The following is a 14,803-nucleotide window of genomic DNA, read 5'->3' as shown; positions in this document are numbered from 1 at the left end:
CCCGCTGTCCGCGCGGGACATACGCAGGGCGACAGATCTCCTGCCCCGGAGCGCAGCGTCATGATCCAAGACTTTTCGACATGCAGTGCCGCCCGCCTCGGCACCCAGCAGTGCGGGCTGCTCGTCCGGTGGCCGGCCGAAGTGACGGAGCCACTGCGATGACCGGCCGAGATGACGTCCTCAGGTTCGGCGTCGAGGAGGAGTTCCTGCTCGTCGACCGCGCCACGCGGTGCACCGTCCCGCGTGCCCATGTCGTGGTGGCACACGCTTCCCAGGCCCTGGGGCGCCGGGCCCAGCACGAGTTCTTGGCCACCCAGGTCGAGGCGTGCACCCGCCCCGTCACGGCTGCGGCCGCGCTCCGCGCGGACCTGGCCTGCGCACGCCGGGCCATGGCCGCAGCGGCCGAGGACGCCGGATGCCTGCTGGTAGCCACCGGCACCGCCGTACTGCCCAGCCACCACCCGCTGCCACTCACCCCGACCGACCGATACCGGCGCGTGGCCGCCCACGTGGGCACCGTCGCCGACCAGACAGGTGGCGAAATCTGCGGCTGCCACGTCCACCTCGGTGACCTCAGCCGAGCTGACGCCCTCACGGTCAGCGCACACCTGCGCCCCTGGCTGCCCGTACTGCAAGCGCTGTGCGTCAACTCACCGTTCTGCGAAGGCCGGGACTGCGGTGCCGCGAGCACCCGTGCGGGCCGCTACCTGGCCTGGCCCACCTGCGGGCCCTCCCCGGTCCTGGACCAAGCCGAGTACGAGCGGACGGTACGGCGGCTGATCGCCCGCCGGGTGATCCTCGACCGGAAAATGCTGTACTGGTACGCCCGGCCGTCCGAACACCTGCCCACCCTGGAGGTGAGGATCGCCGACACCAACGCCGACGTGGACGTCCCCGTCCTGCTGGCCTTGCTGCTGCGCGGCCTCGCCCACACCTTCCTCGCCGCCCACCGCAGGGGCGCACCACCACCGCACACGCCCTCGACGGTCGTCCTGCGCGAAGCCCACCGCCAGGCCGCCCTCGGCGGCCTCGCCGGCCTGGGCACCGACCCGCACACCGGCCGCCGCGTACCGATGCCCCACCTGGTCGCGGCCCTGGCCGAACTGGCTGCCCCCGCCCTGGCGGCGACCGGCGACCTCGAAACCGTCCGCCTGTTCCTCCACCGCCGACTGAGCCATGGAACGGGCGCCGACCGGCAACGGGCCGTCTTCGCCCGACGCCAGTCACTGACCGACGTCGTCGACGACCTCGTCCACCTGGCCGCCGACACCGGAACCGCGGCAGCTCATCTCCCCTCCACCAGTACCAGCAGCCCCGTCGGCCTAGACCGCGCCAGGGTCCCGTGCTGACCAGCGGTTCCCGCCTTCGGCAGCTCCCTCACTCCTGCACCACCGGCAACGCGATTCGCCGAACCCGGCCGTCCTGGATCTCGATGTCGACCGGCAGCACCGGATGCAGCCAGCGCACCAGGGGACGCACGCCGGACTGCGGTCGGCGCAGACGTCCGGCGACCGGCTCCCGCAGTTCCGCTCGCGCCTTCTCCGACAGCTCCCGAGCCACCAGCCGCCGTCCGTCCGCGAGCAGCACCAACAGCTGCTGTACTTCGCCCGGCCCGTCGGCCACACCGATCACCCAGCCCCTCACCACGGACCGCCCGGGTCCAGTTCCAGGTGGAGTGACAGGTGCATGGGCGGTCTCCCTCCGTGTACGAGGCGCAACCCTCCGAGGATGCCAGCAGCCGTTCCTGATCATCAAGCAGGCGGATCCACTGCGTCTCATCCTTGGTCGGCTCTTCCTTCCTCCGGCCGTCACCGAAGGCGCACTCCGAAGGCCTGTGCCAGCGTGGGAGCGGCGCGGCGGGAGATCGCGGCCGACCGCCCGCGTCACCGACTGTCCACTGCTTGACCTGAGTAGGAGGATCCCGCCATGGTCACGTTGCGGGGAAAAACCGTTGCTTTCCTGGCCGCGCCCGAGGGCGTCGAGCAGGTCGAACTCACAGCGCCCTGGCAGGCCGTCCAGGAAGCGGGCGGCACCCCGCGCCTGGTATCCACCCGTACCGGCCGTATCCAGGCGTTCAACCACCTCGACCGCGGCGACACCTTCAAGGTCGACGCCGTGGTCGCCGACACCTCGGCGGCCGACTACGACGCGCTCGTACTGCCCGGCGGCGTCGCCAACCCCGACGCTCTGCGGACGGACGCTGACGCCGTGGCCTTCACCAGGTCGTTCTTCGACACCGGCAAGCCGGTAGCCGCCATCTGCCACGCCCCGTGGACGCTGATCGAGGCCGGTGTGGTCCACGGACGCAACCTCACCGCCTGGCCGAGCCTGCGCACCGACCTCATCAACGCCGGCGCTCACTGGGCCGACGAACAGGTCCGGGTGTGCACCGACGGACCAAACGTCCTGGTCACCAGCCGCAAGCCCGACGACCTGCCCGCCTTCAACGACACACTGGTCACGGTCTTCGCCGCAGCCTGACCGAACCGGGTCCCGCCGGTCACGGCAAGCTCTTGGACCGCGGCTCCGCTAGCGACCGTGCGGTCTAGGCCAACCTGCCACGAGCGCTTGGGAGTTGTGGACCAGTCTCGGGTTGCGCTGACTATCCGCCGGAGCGCGGGGTAGACGCCGCTCGTCCATGTGGGTCCGTCTGGAAACGGACCCGCCGCTGCCGCAGGAGGGTGCCTTGACCCAGATGTCCGCAGTCCGAGCGATAACCGTCACGTTCCCCGACAGTTCGCTGCCCGACGTGCCGGTGGACGTGGAACTCCGCTTCGACGTGGGACTTCCCTACGCGGCCTGCCTGGCGTTCTTGCTGCCTTCAGCCGGCGCCGACGGCAGGCCCGAGCACTGCTGGTACTTCAGCCGCGACCTGCTCAACGAGGGGCGTCACTGTCCGGCCGGCGAGGGAGACGTCAGGGTCAGGCCCGGCCCCGTGGGCGCGGTCCTCATCACCCTGCACGGTCTCGACGGCCGGGTGTTGCTCAGCGCCCCGCAGGACGCTGTCGCCGCCTTCCTCGCGGACTCCTTCACCCTGGTGCCCGCCGGCTCGGAGTCCGACCACCTTGACGTCGACACCGCTCTCGCCCGACTTCGCGAGTAGCCATCGGCCGGCCAGACGGTGCGTTCCCCCGAACGCTCAGCCCGCAGGGCAGCCAGTGCGGCGGGCGTGCAGATCAGGGCAGCGGGACGGCGTGCAGGCACAGCTGTCGGCCCTCGTACTCGGAGGGAGCGCGCAGCACGGTCGCGGCCTCACCGTCTATCCGCATGCGCCACAGACCGTCGATGTCACCCCATACAGGGCCGGCCGGGTGCAAAACGTCGTCGTGGACCAGCTGCACCACGACCACCTTCGCCGCTCCGTGGCCGCCGACCGGCCCTGGCAGCGTCACGGCGTACCGCGATTGCGGAGCCATCAGGCACCTCCGCAGGTCGGTCGATCAATGTGGACGCGGACTCGTATGCCCAGCCTGGTCCGATCCATACCCGTTCACAGCGGTGATGGCCGGCAGCCTTCGACACCGGTGCATACGGCCTCCGGCGCGATCAGGTCAGACAGCGCCGCGCGCGGGACCAGGGTGCCCATAGGGTTCAGCCGACCCGCCCCCTCCCCGACGAGGCCCAGCACTGTCTGGTACCGGCGCGCCCCGGCTCTGTGGCGACGGGTGTCAGCCATCCGGTGGGCCAGTGCCGCACCGGCGACCGTACAGGCGGGCTGGCCGTTCGAGGTCCTCCACCGACCGTCCAAGGCGCGCCTTACCCGGCTCTCCCGAACGACGGTCGGGAGACACGAACAGCCCGGCCCGGGGTTCCCTGGGAAGCCACCGTGCCTGACGCGAGAGCGGCTGGGCTTCGCCGCGAGGGCGGAGCGGTCAGCGGCTGATGTGGAGGACGCAGATGTCGTCGCGCCGTGTCCTTGCCGAGGTGAGCACCTGAACGAGCCGCTCGAGGCGAGCATGGGTGTGGGCGTGGGCTGCGGCGGCTCGGGCCAGTCGGACGAGTCCGTCGTCGATGGGTTCAGCGGGGTTCTCGATCAGCCCGTCCGTGTACAGGTACAGGTGGTCGCCGGGAAGCAGTTCGTGCCAGGCCTGTTCGTAGGCGGGCGTGGTGGTGGCGCCCAGCAGGACGCCCGTAGGGGCGTCCAGGAACCGGGCCTCGCCGTCGCGCACCAGCAGGGGCGGCGGGTGTCCGGCCTGGACCCAGGTCAGGCCGGAGGTGGCGGGTTGGTAGACGGCCATGATCATGGTGGCGGTGCTGCAGTTGCGCTCCGCGGCGTGGAGCAGCAGGACGTTGAGCCGATGCAGCACAGCGGGTAGGGGCATGCCGGTGATGGCCATGCCCTTGGCGGTGAAGCGCAGCAGTGCCATGGTGGCCACGGCGTCCAGTCCATGGCCGGCGACGTCGCCGACGACGAGCAGGGCGCTGCCGTCGGGCAGGTCGATGGCGCTGTACCAGTCGCCGCCGAGGTCGAGGCCTTCCTGGACGGGCTGGTAGGCGACGTCGACGGTGAGGTCGTTCAGGTGGAGCACCTGCTCGGGCACCGGCAGCAGAGTCTCTTGGAGGCGGCGCGCGAGTTCGCGTTCGGCGGCCAGTTGGCTCTGCTGCACGAGGGCGTTCTGCTCATGCTCCAGCAGTTGCCGTTCGGCGTGCTTGGCGGCGGTGACGTCCTGGAAGAAGCCGTGAACGTGGACCGGGTGGCCGTTGGCGTCCGCCTCGGTCTCGGCGACTATCCGCACGTGCTGCACCGGCCGGTGGGGCAGCCGGATGCGGAAGGCGTGGTCGATCGGCTCGCCCGATTTCAGCAGGACCCGGACAGCGTCGTCCAGGGAGGCACGGTCGTCGGGCTCGGCGTGAGCGGCCAGTTCCTCCAAGGTCATCGGGCCCAGCGCCCGGTCCCGGCCGAAGATCGAGTACACCTCGTCGGACCAGGTGATCTCACCTCGGACCAGATCGCGGTCCACCCAGCCCATCCGGCCCAGGCGCTGCATGAGCGCCAGTCGGCGCTGCTCGCGCTCGCCGGCGTCCAGCCGCTCCCAGGAGACGGTCAGCCCGCCCAGGCAGGGCACGGCCCGCACACCGTACCGGGACAGGCTCGGGACACCGGCGGCTCCTTCCTCGTACTCCAGCACTCCCTCCCAGGCTTCGCCAGTTTTCAGTGCCTGGAGGTAGCCCTTCCACAAGGGGGTGCCAGCGACGCCCGGGTAGACCTCAAGGACGCTGAGTCCCACGAGTTCAGGTCCACGGCGGCCGGCGATGTCGACCGCCTCGGGCGAGGTGGCGGCAAGGCGGAAGTCCGCCACCTCGCCCCCCGGCCCGTACTCGGCCAGCAGAAGTGCCACCGAGCCGGGAAGGCTGGCCAGAACCTGCCGAGCCACTCCCGCGGCGGCGTCGGCGCTCCCTGCCGGATCAGGGCCCTGACCCGGTGCGGCGGGCTCCTCAAGGTCCGTCATGCACCGAGCATGTCACACGCATGGCTACCGGCGGCACAGCGCAAACGGGATTTCTCAGCGCGGTCCCTGTGGCTGGCTCCGGCTGCTTTTGGACGGGTCACCGTCATCGAGCACGCCGGCTGGCGGACCGCTGCCCGCAACCCCCTCAGGGTGACCCGAGCCACGCCGCCGCCGTCTTCGGACGACCTGGCTTGCCCCGTCCTTTGTCCCCTCGCGACGCATGAGCGGGCAGAAGCCGGGCAGGCGAGTGAGAGCCCGACCACGGAACCACGGAGGTGCTGCGATGAGCATGGTGCAGGAACAAATCGACGTGGACGTCCCGCTGACCACCGCGTACAACCAGTGGACGCAGTTCGAGGACTTCCCCCGCTTCATGGAGGGAGTCGAGCAGGTCACCCAGCTCGATGACCGCCACAACCACTGGACGACCAAGGTCGCCGGCGTCACGCGCGAGTTCGACACCGAGATCGTCGACCAGTTGCCCGACCAGAAGATCGCCTGGCGCACGACCGGCGGCGAGGTCCAGCAGATGGGCGTCGTCACCTTCGAGCGCCTCGACGACCAGCACACCACCGTCCACCTGGCCATCGACTTCGAGCCCGACGGCGTCGCGGAGAAGGCCGCCGACGTCATGGGCATGGTCGACCGCAGGGTCAAGGGCGACCTGCGGCGCTTCAAGTCCTTCATCGAGGACCACGGGGCCGAACAGGGCGGCTGGCGAGGCCGCATCGCTCCGGGCAGCTGAGCACGGACCGAGGGTGGGCGGTGGCGGCCGGTCGAGCCGCCACCGCGCCACCCTCCTGTCTCGGACCGAGGGCCGTTCGAGCGAGGCAGTAACTTCCCCCGATCCCCGCGCGATGCCGCGAGGTTCGGCCCGGAACACCCGCACGGAGAAGCACTCCCCCACGGCTCGTCAGTCCACCAGCGGCCCCACCCAGTGCGGCACACAACAGGGTGGCCAGGCACGACCACGTCCTGACCAACGGGTCCGGGAACGTCTGACCCGCTAGGGCAGGCGGCGCGCCCAGTTGAGCAACGATCAGCAGTTCACCACCGGTACCACCGATGGCCACCACCACGTCCGCCGGCTGGCAGCAGGAATCCCAGCAGCCAGAGCACCAGGACGACGAGCGCCACCCACCAGAGGATGTGGACGGCGAATCCGGCGCCCCCGAGCGCCAACGCCAACAACAGGACCAGTACGAGGAGCACCATGGCGTTCACCTTCCGTACGGGTACGGACTTTCAGGAAGGGCGTCTGCCCTGATCAAGCTGGTTCATGCCAATCCAGACCGAGCCGCGCAGGTACGACGCCGGTGGGCACTGTCCCGTCATCCAGGCTCACCCGGCGGCAGGAGCGCCCTGATTCGCTGCGCAGCCAACCGCTCGGGCGACCGGCGATCGGGCGGTACGGCCGCCGGCGGCTGCGGCCACGGATGGAGCTGGGATGGCAGGTCGGCCCGCCGGGCCTGTCTGCCCAGCTCTGCGAGGGTCGCGGCCGGGGTGCTCGTGCGAATCTCCGCGTAGATGTGGGCCTCCTCGGCCGCGAAGTGCTGCATGGCCTCCTCCACCAGCCGGGCCACCAGCCGGTCGAAGGCCGGGGAGACCGCCGAGGTGTATCCCAGGTCGGCGAGCAGCGCCTCCACCGCCCGGTGCGCGGCCTGCCCGATGCCGACCTCGGCCGGGGCGTCGGCCAGGCTCTCCCGGGCGAGCGGGTGGAGGTAGCGCTCCTCGGCGGCGAAGTGCCGCATGATCTCACCAGTGAGGAGATCCACCACCCGCCGCCGCCGCTGGTCTCCCAGAGGCAGAACGGCGAGCTCGCCGAAGCGGACGCGGATCGCGTCGTGCTCCGCCAGGAGGTCGTCCAACAGGTCAGGCTGCGAGCCCATGGCGGACTCTCCTTCCGTTTCCGGCGCGGCTACCCGGCGGCGCGCCGACTACACCTGCGGCGCCTCGGACGGCCTTCGGCCACCCGCCATGTCCACCGGTGCACCAGCCGCTGGGCGCCCCGGGCTGAGCCCCGCCCGCTTCGACCACCGCTCTCAGGCGGTTGGCCGCGCCCGAAGTGGAGAGACGCTCCTCATGAAGCCCAACCGCAGACACCCGGACCGCAACCGTCCTCCAGCGACCGGGACCGGCCCGCGCGGCCCCACCGACCTGCCCGGACGGCGCTGGTGGGCGGTGCTCAAGCGCACCGGCACCGAGTTCCTGCAGGACGAGCTTCCCGACCGCGCCGCGGCGCTGACCTACTACGGGGTCCTCGCGATCTTCCCGGCGCTGCTTCTCCTGGTGGCGCTGCTCGGACTGACCGGCACCGCTGCCACCACCACACTCCTGGACAACCTGCAGCACCTCGCCCCGGGCCCGGCCCGCGACATCCTGCGCAGCTCGCTCGCCGAGCTCCGCGGCAGCCGCGCCACCGGCGGCACGGTCGCCGTTCTCGCCCTGGCCGGCGCCCTGTGGTCGGCCTCCGGGTACATCGGGGCGTTCATCCGCGCCTCCAACGTCGTGTACGACATCCGCGAGGGTAGGCCGGTCTGGAAGACGCTGCCACTGCAACTCGGCCTGACCGTGCTCATGGTGCTCCTGCTCGCGGCCAGCGCGGCGATCGTCGTCTTCACCGGTCCGCTGGCTGAGCGCGCCGGTTCCGTCCTGGGCGTGGGTGACACCGCCCTGGCCGTGTGGGCGGTAGCTAAGTGGCCCGTCCTGGTGGCCCTGGTAGTCATCATGACCACGGTCCTCTACGCGGCGGCGCCGAACGTCCGCGGCCGCGGCTACCGCTGGATCTCCCCGGGCAGCCTGCTGGCCGTGGCTCTGTGGATGGCACTGTCCGGCGGCTTCGCCGCCTACGTGGCCACCTTCGGCTCCTACAACCGGACCTACGGAGCCCTGGCCGGCGTGATCATATTCCTGATCTGGCTCTGGCTCACCAATCTCGCCGTCCTGCTCGGCCTCGAACTCGACGCCGAGCTCATGCGCGAGCGCGCAGTCCAGACCGGACTGCCTGCCGACACCGAGCCCTATGTCCGCCCCCGCGACACCCGCACCTGGCGGGATTCCTCCTCCGACTGAACGAGCAGCCCAGTCGTCCTGCTGACTGCCCCAGCACCCCTTCCGACCGCGCCTGGGCTGCCAAGCCCGCTCGGTTCAGTCCCCGCGGCATGCTCGGTCAGCTCCGCCGTAGCGGGCCCGCCATTCCCGGGCCCGCGCGTTGTGCCAGTAGATACCGCGCAGCGCCTCCTGCTCCGAGATGCCGCTCAGCTTCGCCAACAAGCTCAGCGGCACCGGCGGAGCCACCTCGGCCACCGCACGGCGGACCTTGGCCGCCCACAGCTCCTCTGCCACGAACGGCCGGGCCCGGTACTGCTCGACCAGAACCGCAAGGTGGTCCACGGTGCACGCTGTGAGCACCCGCTTCCCGTCCAGGGCGGGGTCCGTCCCGTACACAGCCGAGGAGTCCGGGACAAGCGCTCCCAGCAAGTCGTCGTCACCGACGACCTCCCCGCACAGATCGCAGATGTCGCACGGCTCGAAGTCGGCGGCCCAGGCCCGGTCCTCGGCCGTCATGGCCGACGCCTGCCTTCTGCCGTCTGCCAGGACCTCCCGGCCGACGTCCAGCCCCCTCCCACCAGCCTCCACACGCAGCTCCGCACCCCGTACTCGACCTCGTGCAGCCGGGTCAGCAGAACCTTCTGGCCGCCTGCCATCTTCGCCTGCCACCACATATCCGCCCCGTCATTCCTCGTCCTGCTCGTCCTGCTCCGGCTTCCCGGCCCGCTGCTCGCCACCGGCCTTCCGGCCCGGACCGTCTTGGCGGTCACTGCCTGCTCCTCGTCCGCCCGGTCCTTCGCGTCGTCCGCCGCTCGGCTCGGGCTTCCCTCTGCTCGCGCATCCATCGTGGCCACCTCCGGCAGGTCCTCGGGAGCCGGTCGCGGCCCCGGTGACCCTCCCGGGTACCCGGCTCCGGCCGGCGGAAACGGTTCGCGGTGTCGAGAGCTGCGGGACCGTGAGCCGTCGCCTCGGGACCTGCGGCCTCAGCTCGCGGGCAGCACCAGCTCGAACCAGACGGCCTTGCCCGCCCCTTGCCGCCGCCACCCCCAGCGCGCCGCCAAGCGGTCGACCAGGAACACTCCGAACCCGCCCACCTGGTCGGCTGCGGGCTGGCTGGGCACCGGTGGCCAGGGGCTGCCGTCGCTGACCTCCGCTCGAATCAACCGGGAGCTGGTGACCAGGCGCAACCGGCGAGGGCCGTCGGCATACCGGTACGCGTTGGAGATCAGCTCGGAGACCAGCAGCACCGCGTCCTGCCGGACCGGATCAGGCAGACCGGCCAGGACTGCGGCCGTGAACACCCGCCCCTCGGCGGCGCCGCCAACTGTCTCCGGCAGCGGCAGCGCACAGGCCTGGTGCGTCGCGGGCTCACCGCCGAAGGCCGGAACTCCGGTCACCCTCTCCTCCCTCTGCTCGCCGTGGCCTCCTGGACTCCCGCGCGTCTCGCCACCGCGCCCGGGGTGTTCAACGGCCGAACATCCGGCGTGCGCCGTGGCCGGGCGTACCTGCCGCGCCAGCCGAGCGCCCACCCTGCTCGGCTGCCGTCAGGTCCGGACCTGAGCCGCCCTCTGTCGCCGGCCCGACCGGTGGCGTGCGGCGGCGACGACGGCCGGTGGCCACCGCCAGGGCGAGGCCCAGGCAGAAGATCAGCGCGAGCGCCAGACCGGAGAGGAAGATCTCCAGGCTGTTGAGTGTCGTCAGCTGTTGCCCCACCACGGTGACCTGGTAGTCCGGGCCGCCGCCGAGGTTGTCCGCGATCAGCAGTCCGGAGAACGCCCCGGCCGCAGCCGCCAGCAGGAGTCCGAGCAGCAACATCGTCCTATCCCTTCCGTGCGCTCCCCCCTCGCCAGCTCGCGCCTACCCCTGCCCAGCCGCCCCACACCCCTTGTGTGCGAGAGGGGCTGAGCACTCGGCCACTCCTCACACGGAGTTTTTGCCTCGTGGCACGGCTGCCTGCGGCTGACGCCGGGAATACGGGTACAGGAGGAGATCAGCCGGTCTCCGTCGCCCAGCCGGGCGCGTCCTCGTCGTCCAGCTGCTCGCGCAGCCGGCCCAGGATGCCGCCGATCAGCCGGGAGACGTGCATCTGGGAGACGCCGACCCGGGCGGCGATCTCGGACTGGGTGAGCGCGTCCCAGAAGCGGAGCTTGACGATGGTCTGCTCACGCTGCGACAGGCCTGCCAGCAGCGGGCGCACAGCGGTGCGGAACTCGGCCAGCTCCAGGTCCGGGTCGCAGCTGCCGAGGCGGTCGAGCAGGGAACTGCCAGTCTCGTCGCCGTCGTGTTCGCGCAGTGCGTCAAGGGAGTCGGGCCGGTAGACGCGCCCGGCGACCAGGCCCTCGACGGCCTGCTCCACCGTGAGGTCGAGGTCGGCGGCGATCTCCTCGGGGCTGGGCAACCGGCCGAGCTTCTGCTCCAACCGGTCCGACCCCCGCGTCACCGCGAGGTAGAGCTCCTGCGTGCTGCGCGGTACCCGCACCGGCCAGGAGGTGTCACGGAAGAACCGCTTGACCTCGCCCGCGATGGTCGGCAGGGCGTACGTCAGGAACTCGACGCCACGCTCGGGGTCGTAGCCGTCCACGGCCTTAATCAGGCCGATGGTGCCGACCTGGACGATGTCGTCCATTTCCTGCGCGCGGTGTCGGAACCGGGCGGCGATGAAGCGCACCATGGGCATGTTCAGCTCGATGATCGTGCCGCGCACATAGCTGTACGCGTAACTCTCCCGGGGCAGCCCGGCCAGGCGGGCGAAGAGTGCGTCACTGAGCGCGCGCGCCTCCAGCTTGCCCATCGCCCGCAGCTCGTCCCTGGTGGGGCAGGGCGGCAGGTTGGGGGGTGGTGGGTCGCTCTGGTCGGGCCAGCGGACTTGCCGGTCGAGTGTGCTGGACACGACGAAATCTCCTGCGCATCGGGGCCCCCGCTGCGTCCCTTCTTGTACCCACCTGTCTCCGATAAAGTCATAAACGATTTGATTTATCTGTTTTAGCCGGGACAGTCCGGCCAGAAGGACCCCCGCCGTGTCGCGCGGATCGAGGTCGAAACCTCAGGATCAAGAAGTCCTGAGGCCAGGCGGCGCGGCCAGCTTCAGCCAGACCAGCTTCCCGGGGCCTTCCGGCGCCGATCCCCAACGGCTTGCCAGCCGGTCCACCACGCGCAGCCCGTGGCCGCCGGGGCGGGCCGGATCCTGATGCGGGCTCAGCCGCGGCGGCACCGGACTGCCGTCCGCCACCCCCGCCCACAGGTGCGCTCCGTCCCAGCTCAGGCTCAGCTCCGTCGGCCCCGCGGGAGCGTGCAGGCAGGCGTTGGTGACCAGCTCCGAGACCATCAGCAGCAGGTCCTCGACAAGGGCCTGACCCTCCTCGTCCCGGGCGGGCAGCCAGTGCCAGTCCACCAGCGCCTGGCGGCTGAAGTCGCGGCAGCGCTGCACCGCGCCGTCGGTGCCGTAGAGGGCCAGCCGCCGGGTCTGTGCGGTTGCGGCGGGAGAGCCTTCGTCGAAGCGGGTCATCGGAGCGGTCTCACTGTGCGTCGCCGGTGTCGTGGGCGGGGCCGGCCGTCCGCAGGGCCGTGCCCAGGTCGGGGTGGATGCGCAGCACGGTGTCGGCGCCGGTGACGGCGAACAGCCGGGCCACCGCTGAGGTCGGGCCGGCGACTTCGAGCTGCCGCCCGTCGGCCTCGGCCACCAGGCGGGCGCGGAGCAGGATGTTGAGGCCGGTGGAGTCGCAGAACCGGAGATCGGCGAGGTCTACGAGGGTTCGCTGCTCCCCTTCGTCCCAGGGGCGGACCAACGCCGCCCGCAGCCCCTCCCCGGTGTCGTGGTCCAGCTCCCCGCTGACGGACACCACCCGGACCGCACCTTGGCGCGACACCGTCACCCGCAGTCGCCCGGGGCCGTACTCGTCGTCGGCCGACTGCGGCATGGCGAACTCCCGGGCAGCTCGTGGCGGCTTCCTCGCTTCCCGGCCCATCATGCCCCGCTCTCCCACGGACCCAGCCGCGCCGCGCGGCCCTCGCGAAGGCGACCAGGTTTCCCGTGCCTCGCTCCTGACCGGCGTTTGCCCGTCCTGCGTCCAGCTACACGCCTACTACGCGAACCGGGTTCCCCGTGTCGGAGGAGGCGATCGCGGTGGCCACACCTCGCCCGGGTTCGGGTTCTGGAGCGAGGACCGGTCGCCGGGAGTAGGCCGAGGAGCGGGCCGACCGCCGGAGGGGTGATCTGCTTCAGGAGGTCCCGGTCACCCAGACCGGCTCGCAGGTGCTGTTCGGCTTCCTGCTGAGCGTGGTCTTCATGCCGCGCCTCGTCCTGCTCGGCCACTTCGACCAGAGGCGCGAGTACTTCGACGACAAGGCCGTTAACACAGGGCGGGCAGGTATCACTCCTTGCACCGCCGCCGTTCCGGCCCTGCCCGATGTGCAGGCCCAGCAGTGCCCGCAAGGGCCTGACCGCGGCCATCCGGGTGCGCAGAGAACCTCGTAGCAGCCGGGCTCAGGTCTGGGCCGCGATCGCGATGCACAGCGCTGCGACCCCCAGCGCAAACCAAGCCAGGTAGTCGCCCAAGTGGCCGGAGTGCAGCCGGCGCACTGCCCGTACCGCTCGGGCGGCTGGGTGGCGGCCGGGAAGCACGGGGGCAGGGTGGCGGACTGCGGCGGTGGCCAGCGCGGCTGCGAGGCCGGTGGACAGCAGACCGAGCAGCACACCCGCCGTGGTCCAGTCGGCAGCCGGAGCGGGCCCGGGCACTTCGCCGGAGCCGGTGAGGACGGCTGCGGCGTATCCGACGGGGTCGGTAAAGCCGGCTGCCCCGCGAGCGAGAGCGGCGGAGACGGCGGGCAGGGCGCCGACGAGGGCTGCCAGGCCGATCAGGACGGCCGGGACAATCGTCATGGTGGGCGGCAGAGTTCGATTGGCGGAACGGATCTCCGGCTCCTCGCCCTCACCAGTGGTCTCGTCCTGGTCCGGTCGGCTGCGTGGGGCAGGGCCCACGCCGAAGAAGACCCGCAGGGCCGCGCGAAGGGCGGCAGCGCCGGTGACGGCGGAGGCGGTGACGAACACAGCGGGCAGCCAGGGCTGCCAGCGGCCGGCGGCCTCCTCGGCAAGGGCCTTGCCGAGACCGGTGCCGAACGGGGGAAGCCCGGCCAGGGCCAGCGCGCCGACGACGAACGCGACGCCCACCGGACGGAGTTCACGTGCTCTCCCGTGCAGGCCGTGCTCGTCGACGGAGCCGTAGCGGTCCAGCAGCACCCCGGTGAGGGCGAACAGTGCGGCCTTCACCAAACCGTGCGCGGCCACGTACACCGCCGTGCCGGCGGCGCCGCCGGGGGTGAGTTGGGCGATTCCGACGAGGAAGAGGCCGACGTGGCTGACGGTGGAGAAGGCGAGCAGGCGCTTGAGGTGGCGCTGCTGCCAGCACATCAGGGCGCCGACGAGGGCGGTCAGCACACCGAGGGCGGTGAAGGTGGTGCGGAAGGCCGACTGGGGGATGCCGCCGGGGCCGGAGAAGACGGTCCAGTAGATGCGGGCGATGCCGTAGACGCCGAGCTCGACCATGGCGCCGGACATCAGCATGCACACCGGCGTCGGCGCGACGGCGTGCGCGTCGGGCAGCCAGAAATGGAACGGCACGGCGGCCGCCTTGACCAGCAGGGCGGTACTGATGAGGACGAACGCGACCACGGTCAGCAGGTCGGTGTGGTGGCCGGCGAGCTGCTCGCCGAGGCGGGCGAGGTTCAGCTCGCCGGTGCGGGCGTAAAGCAGGCCGATGCCGAGCAGGGAGCAGTAGGCGGCGAAGGAGGTGACGATGCCGAAGGTGAGAGCGCCGTGCAGCGGGCGCGGGTCCTCGATGTGGTAGCCGGTCAGGGCGTAGGCGGCCGCGCCCATGAGCTCGAAGAAGACGAAGGCGTTGAACAGGTCGCCGGTGAGCGCGAAGCCGGCCATACCGGCTTCGAACAGCAGGATCAGCGCAGGGAAGGCGCCGGCGTGCTCGCCGGTCGGTTCTTCGAAGTACCGCCAGGAGTAGACGATCACGGCGAGCACCAGGACCGCGACGAGGAGCGCGAGGCCCGCGCCGACGGGGTCGGCGGCGAGCACGATGCCCAGACGGGCGGGCCAGGCGCCGAGGTCCGCGGTGACGAGGTGTGTGTCGCTGCGTGCCCAGAGCAGGGCTAGGCAGGCCGTTTCGGCGCCGGCGCAGGTGGTGGCCAGGATGTCGCAGCCGCGCCGGGGAAGGCTACGGCCGGCGATGGCGAGCAGCGCCGCGCCGAGCAGGGGAACGGCCACCGCGAGCGGCAGCAGAGCAGCCTCGGTCATC

The 14,803-nt window shown here is 71.3% G+C and carries 17 protein-coding genes and 1 pseudogene; 6 read left to right on the top strand and 12 right to left on the bottom strand.

Features of this window, described 5'->3' with window-relative positions; translation table 11 throughout:
* The first annotated feature begins 158 nt into the window (after positions 1–158).
* Positions 159–1,349 (top strand): YbdK family carboxylate-amine ligase, encoded by a 1,191-nt coding sequence (locus tag ACFC1T_RS17960; RefSeq protein WP_375889592.1) that lies wholly within the window; start codon positions 159–161, stop codon positions 1,347–1,349.
* A gap of 28 nt (positions 1,350–1,377) precedes the next feature.
* Here the strand turns inward: ACFC1T_RS17960 and ACFC1T_RS17955 are convergent, their stop codons facing one another.
* The gene (locus ACFC1T_RS17955) at positions 1,378–1,632 is read right to left on the bottom strand and encodes a hypothetical protein (protein WP_375889590.1); all 255 of its coding nucleotides are present in this window, start codon (positions 1,630–1,632) and stop codon (positions 1,378–1,380) included.
* A 294-nt stretch (positions 1,633–1,926) separates the two neighbouring features.
* On the opposite strand from ACFC1T_RS17955, the gene ACFC1T_RS17950 reads away from it, so the two are divergent.
* The gene (locus ACFC1T_RS17950) at positions 1,927–2,481 is read left to right on the top strand and encodes a type 1 glutamine amidotransferase domain-containing protein (RefSeq protein WP_375889588.1); all 555 of its coding nucleotides are present in this window, start codon (positions 1,927–1,929) and stop codon (positions 2,479–2,481) included.
* 214 nt (positions 2,482–2,695) lie between these two features.
* On the top strand, positions 2,696–3,103 hold the full coding sequence (locus ACFC1T_RS17945) for an SsgA family sporulation/cell division regulator (protein ID WP_375889822.1): 408 nt from the start codon (positions 2,696–2,698) through the stop codon (positions 3,101–3,103).
* A gap of 73 nt (positions 3,104–3,176) precedes the next feature.
* On the opposite strand, the gene ACFC1T_RS17940 is transcribed toward ACFC1T_RS17945, so the two are convergent.
* Positions 3,177–3,416: a DUF6296 family protein gene (locus ACFC1T_RS17940; RefSeq protein WP_375889586.1), complete on the bottom strand. Its 240-nt coding sequence runs from the start codon at positions 3,414–3,416 to the stop codon at positions 3,177–3,179.
* Between the two features lie 456 nt (positions 3,417–3,872).
* On the bottom strand, positions 3,873–5,339 hold the full coding sequence (locus ACFC1T_RS17935; protein ID WP_375889583.1) for a PP2C family protein-serine/threonine phosphatase: 1,467 nt from the start codon (positions 5,337–5,339) through the stop codon (positions 3,873–3,875).
* Between the two features lie 394 nt (positions 5,340–5,733).
* Here ACFC1T_RS17935 and ACFC1T_RS17930 point away from each other — a divergent pair, with 394 nt between their 5' ends.
* Positions 5,734–6,195, top strand: coding sequence for an SRPBCC family protein (locus ACFC1T_RS17930; RefSeq protein WP_375889580.1), 462 nt, complete (start codon positions 5,734–5,736; stop codon positions 6,193–6,195).
* A 302-nt stretch (positions 6,196–6,497) separates the two neighbouring features.
* Here the strand turns inward: ACFC1T_RS17930 and ACFC1T_RS17925 are convergent, their stop codons facing one another.
* Entirely contained in the window at positions 6,498–6,665 is a 168-nt protein-coding gene (locus ACFC1T_RS17925) for a hydrophobic protein (RefSeq protein ID WP_375889577.1), read from the bottom strand.
* A gap of 116 nt (positions 6,666–6,781) precedes the next feature.
* Complete coding sequence (locus tag ACFC1T_RS17920) at positions 6,782–7,339, bottom strand: hemerythrin domain-containing protein (RefSeq protein ID WP_375889574.1); 558 nt, start codon at positions 7,337–7,339, stop codon at positions 6,782–6,784.
* Between the two features lie 193 nt (positions 7,340–7,532).
* Here ACFC1T_RS17920 and ACFC1T_RS17915 point away from each other — a divergent pair, with 193 nt between their 5' ends.
* The gene (locus ACFC1T_RS17915; RefSeq protein ID WP_375889572.1) at positions 7,533–8,522 is read left to right on the top strand and encodes a YihY/virulence factor BrkB family protein; all 990 of its coding nucleotides are present in this window, start codon (positions 7,533–7,535) and stop codon (positions 8,520–8,522) included.
* A 75-nt stretch (positions 8,523–8,597) separates the two neighbouring features.
* On the opposite strand, the gene ACFC1T_RS17910 is transcribed toward ACFC1T_RS17915, so the two are convergent.
* From ACFC1T_RS17910 to ACFC1T_RS17885, 6 genes are all read right to left on the bottom strand, one after another.
* On the bottom strand, positions 8,598–9,017 hold the full coding sequence (locus tag ACFC1T_RS17910; protein ID WP_375889569.1) for a hypothetical protein: 420 nt from the start codon (positions 9,015–9,017) through the stop codon (positions 8,598–8,600).
* Between the two features lie 467 nt (positions 9,018–9,484).
* Entirely contained in the window at positions 9,485–9,898 is a 414-nt protein-coding gene (locus ACFC1T_RS17905) for an ATP-binding protein (protein WP_375889566.1), read from the bottom strand.
* Positions 9,899–9,965: 67 nt separating this feature from the next.
* Positions 9,966–10,316 (bottom strand): hypothetical protein, encoded by a 351-nt coding sequence (locus ACFC1T_RS17900; protein ID WP_375889563.1) that lies wholly within the window; start codon positions 10,314–10,316, stop codon positions 9,966–9,968.
* Between the two features lie 175 nt (positions 10,317–10,491).
* Positions 10,492–11,391: a SigB/SigF/SigG family RNA polymerase sigma factor gene (locus ACFC1T_RS17895; protein ID WP_375889560.1), complete on the bottom strand. Its 900-nt coding sequence runs from the start codon at positions 11,389–11,391 to the stop codon at positions 10,492–10,494.
* A gap of 159 nt (positions 11,392–11,550) precedes the next feature.
* Positions 11,551–12,006: an ATP-binding protein gene (locus ACFC1T_RS17890; RefSeq protein ID WP_375889557.1), complete on the bottom strand. Its 456-nt coding sequence runs from the start codon at positions 12,004–12,006 to the stop codon at positions 11,551–11,553.
* A gap of 10 nt (positions 12,007–12,016) precedes the next feature.
* Positions 12,017–12,418, bottom strand: a complete 402-nt coding sequence (locus ACFC1T_RS17885) for an STAS domain-containing protein (RefSeq protein WP_375889555.1) — start codon at positions 12,416–12,418, stop codon at positions 12,017–12,019.
* 278 nt (positions 12,419–12,696) lie between these two features.
* Between ACFC1T_RS17885 and ACFC1T_RS17880 the strand changes: the two are divergent.
* A pseudogene (locus ACFC1T_RS17880) lies at positions 12,697–12,975 on the top strand (DUF6328 family protein); the annotation flags it as partial.
* Positions 12,976–12,984: 9 nt separating this feature from the next.
* On the opposite strand, the gene ACFC1T_RS17875 reads toward ACFC1T_RS17880, so the two are convergent.
* Positions 12,985–14,802: a complex I subunit 5 family protein gene (locus ACFC1T_RS17875; RefSeq protein ID WP_375889552.1), complete on the bottom strand. Its 1,818-nt coding sequence runs from the start codon at positions 14,800–14,802 to the stop codon at positions 12,985–12,987.
* Position 14,803 lies beyond the last annotated feature (1 nt).

The sequence above is a fragment of the Kitasatospora sp. NPDC056076 genome (assembly GCF_042266305.1).
In the GTDB taxonomy this organism is placed as follows: Bacteria; Actinomycetota; Actinomycetes; order Streptomycetales; family Streptomycetaceae; genus Kitasatospora.
Note: the sequence above shows the minus strand (reverse complement) of the source record. Positions and strands in the feature narration are given on the sequence as shown.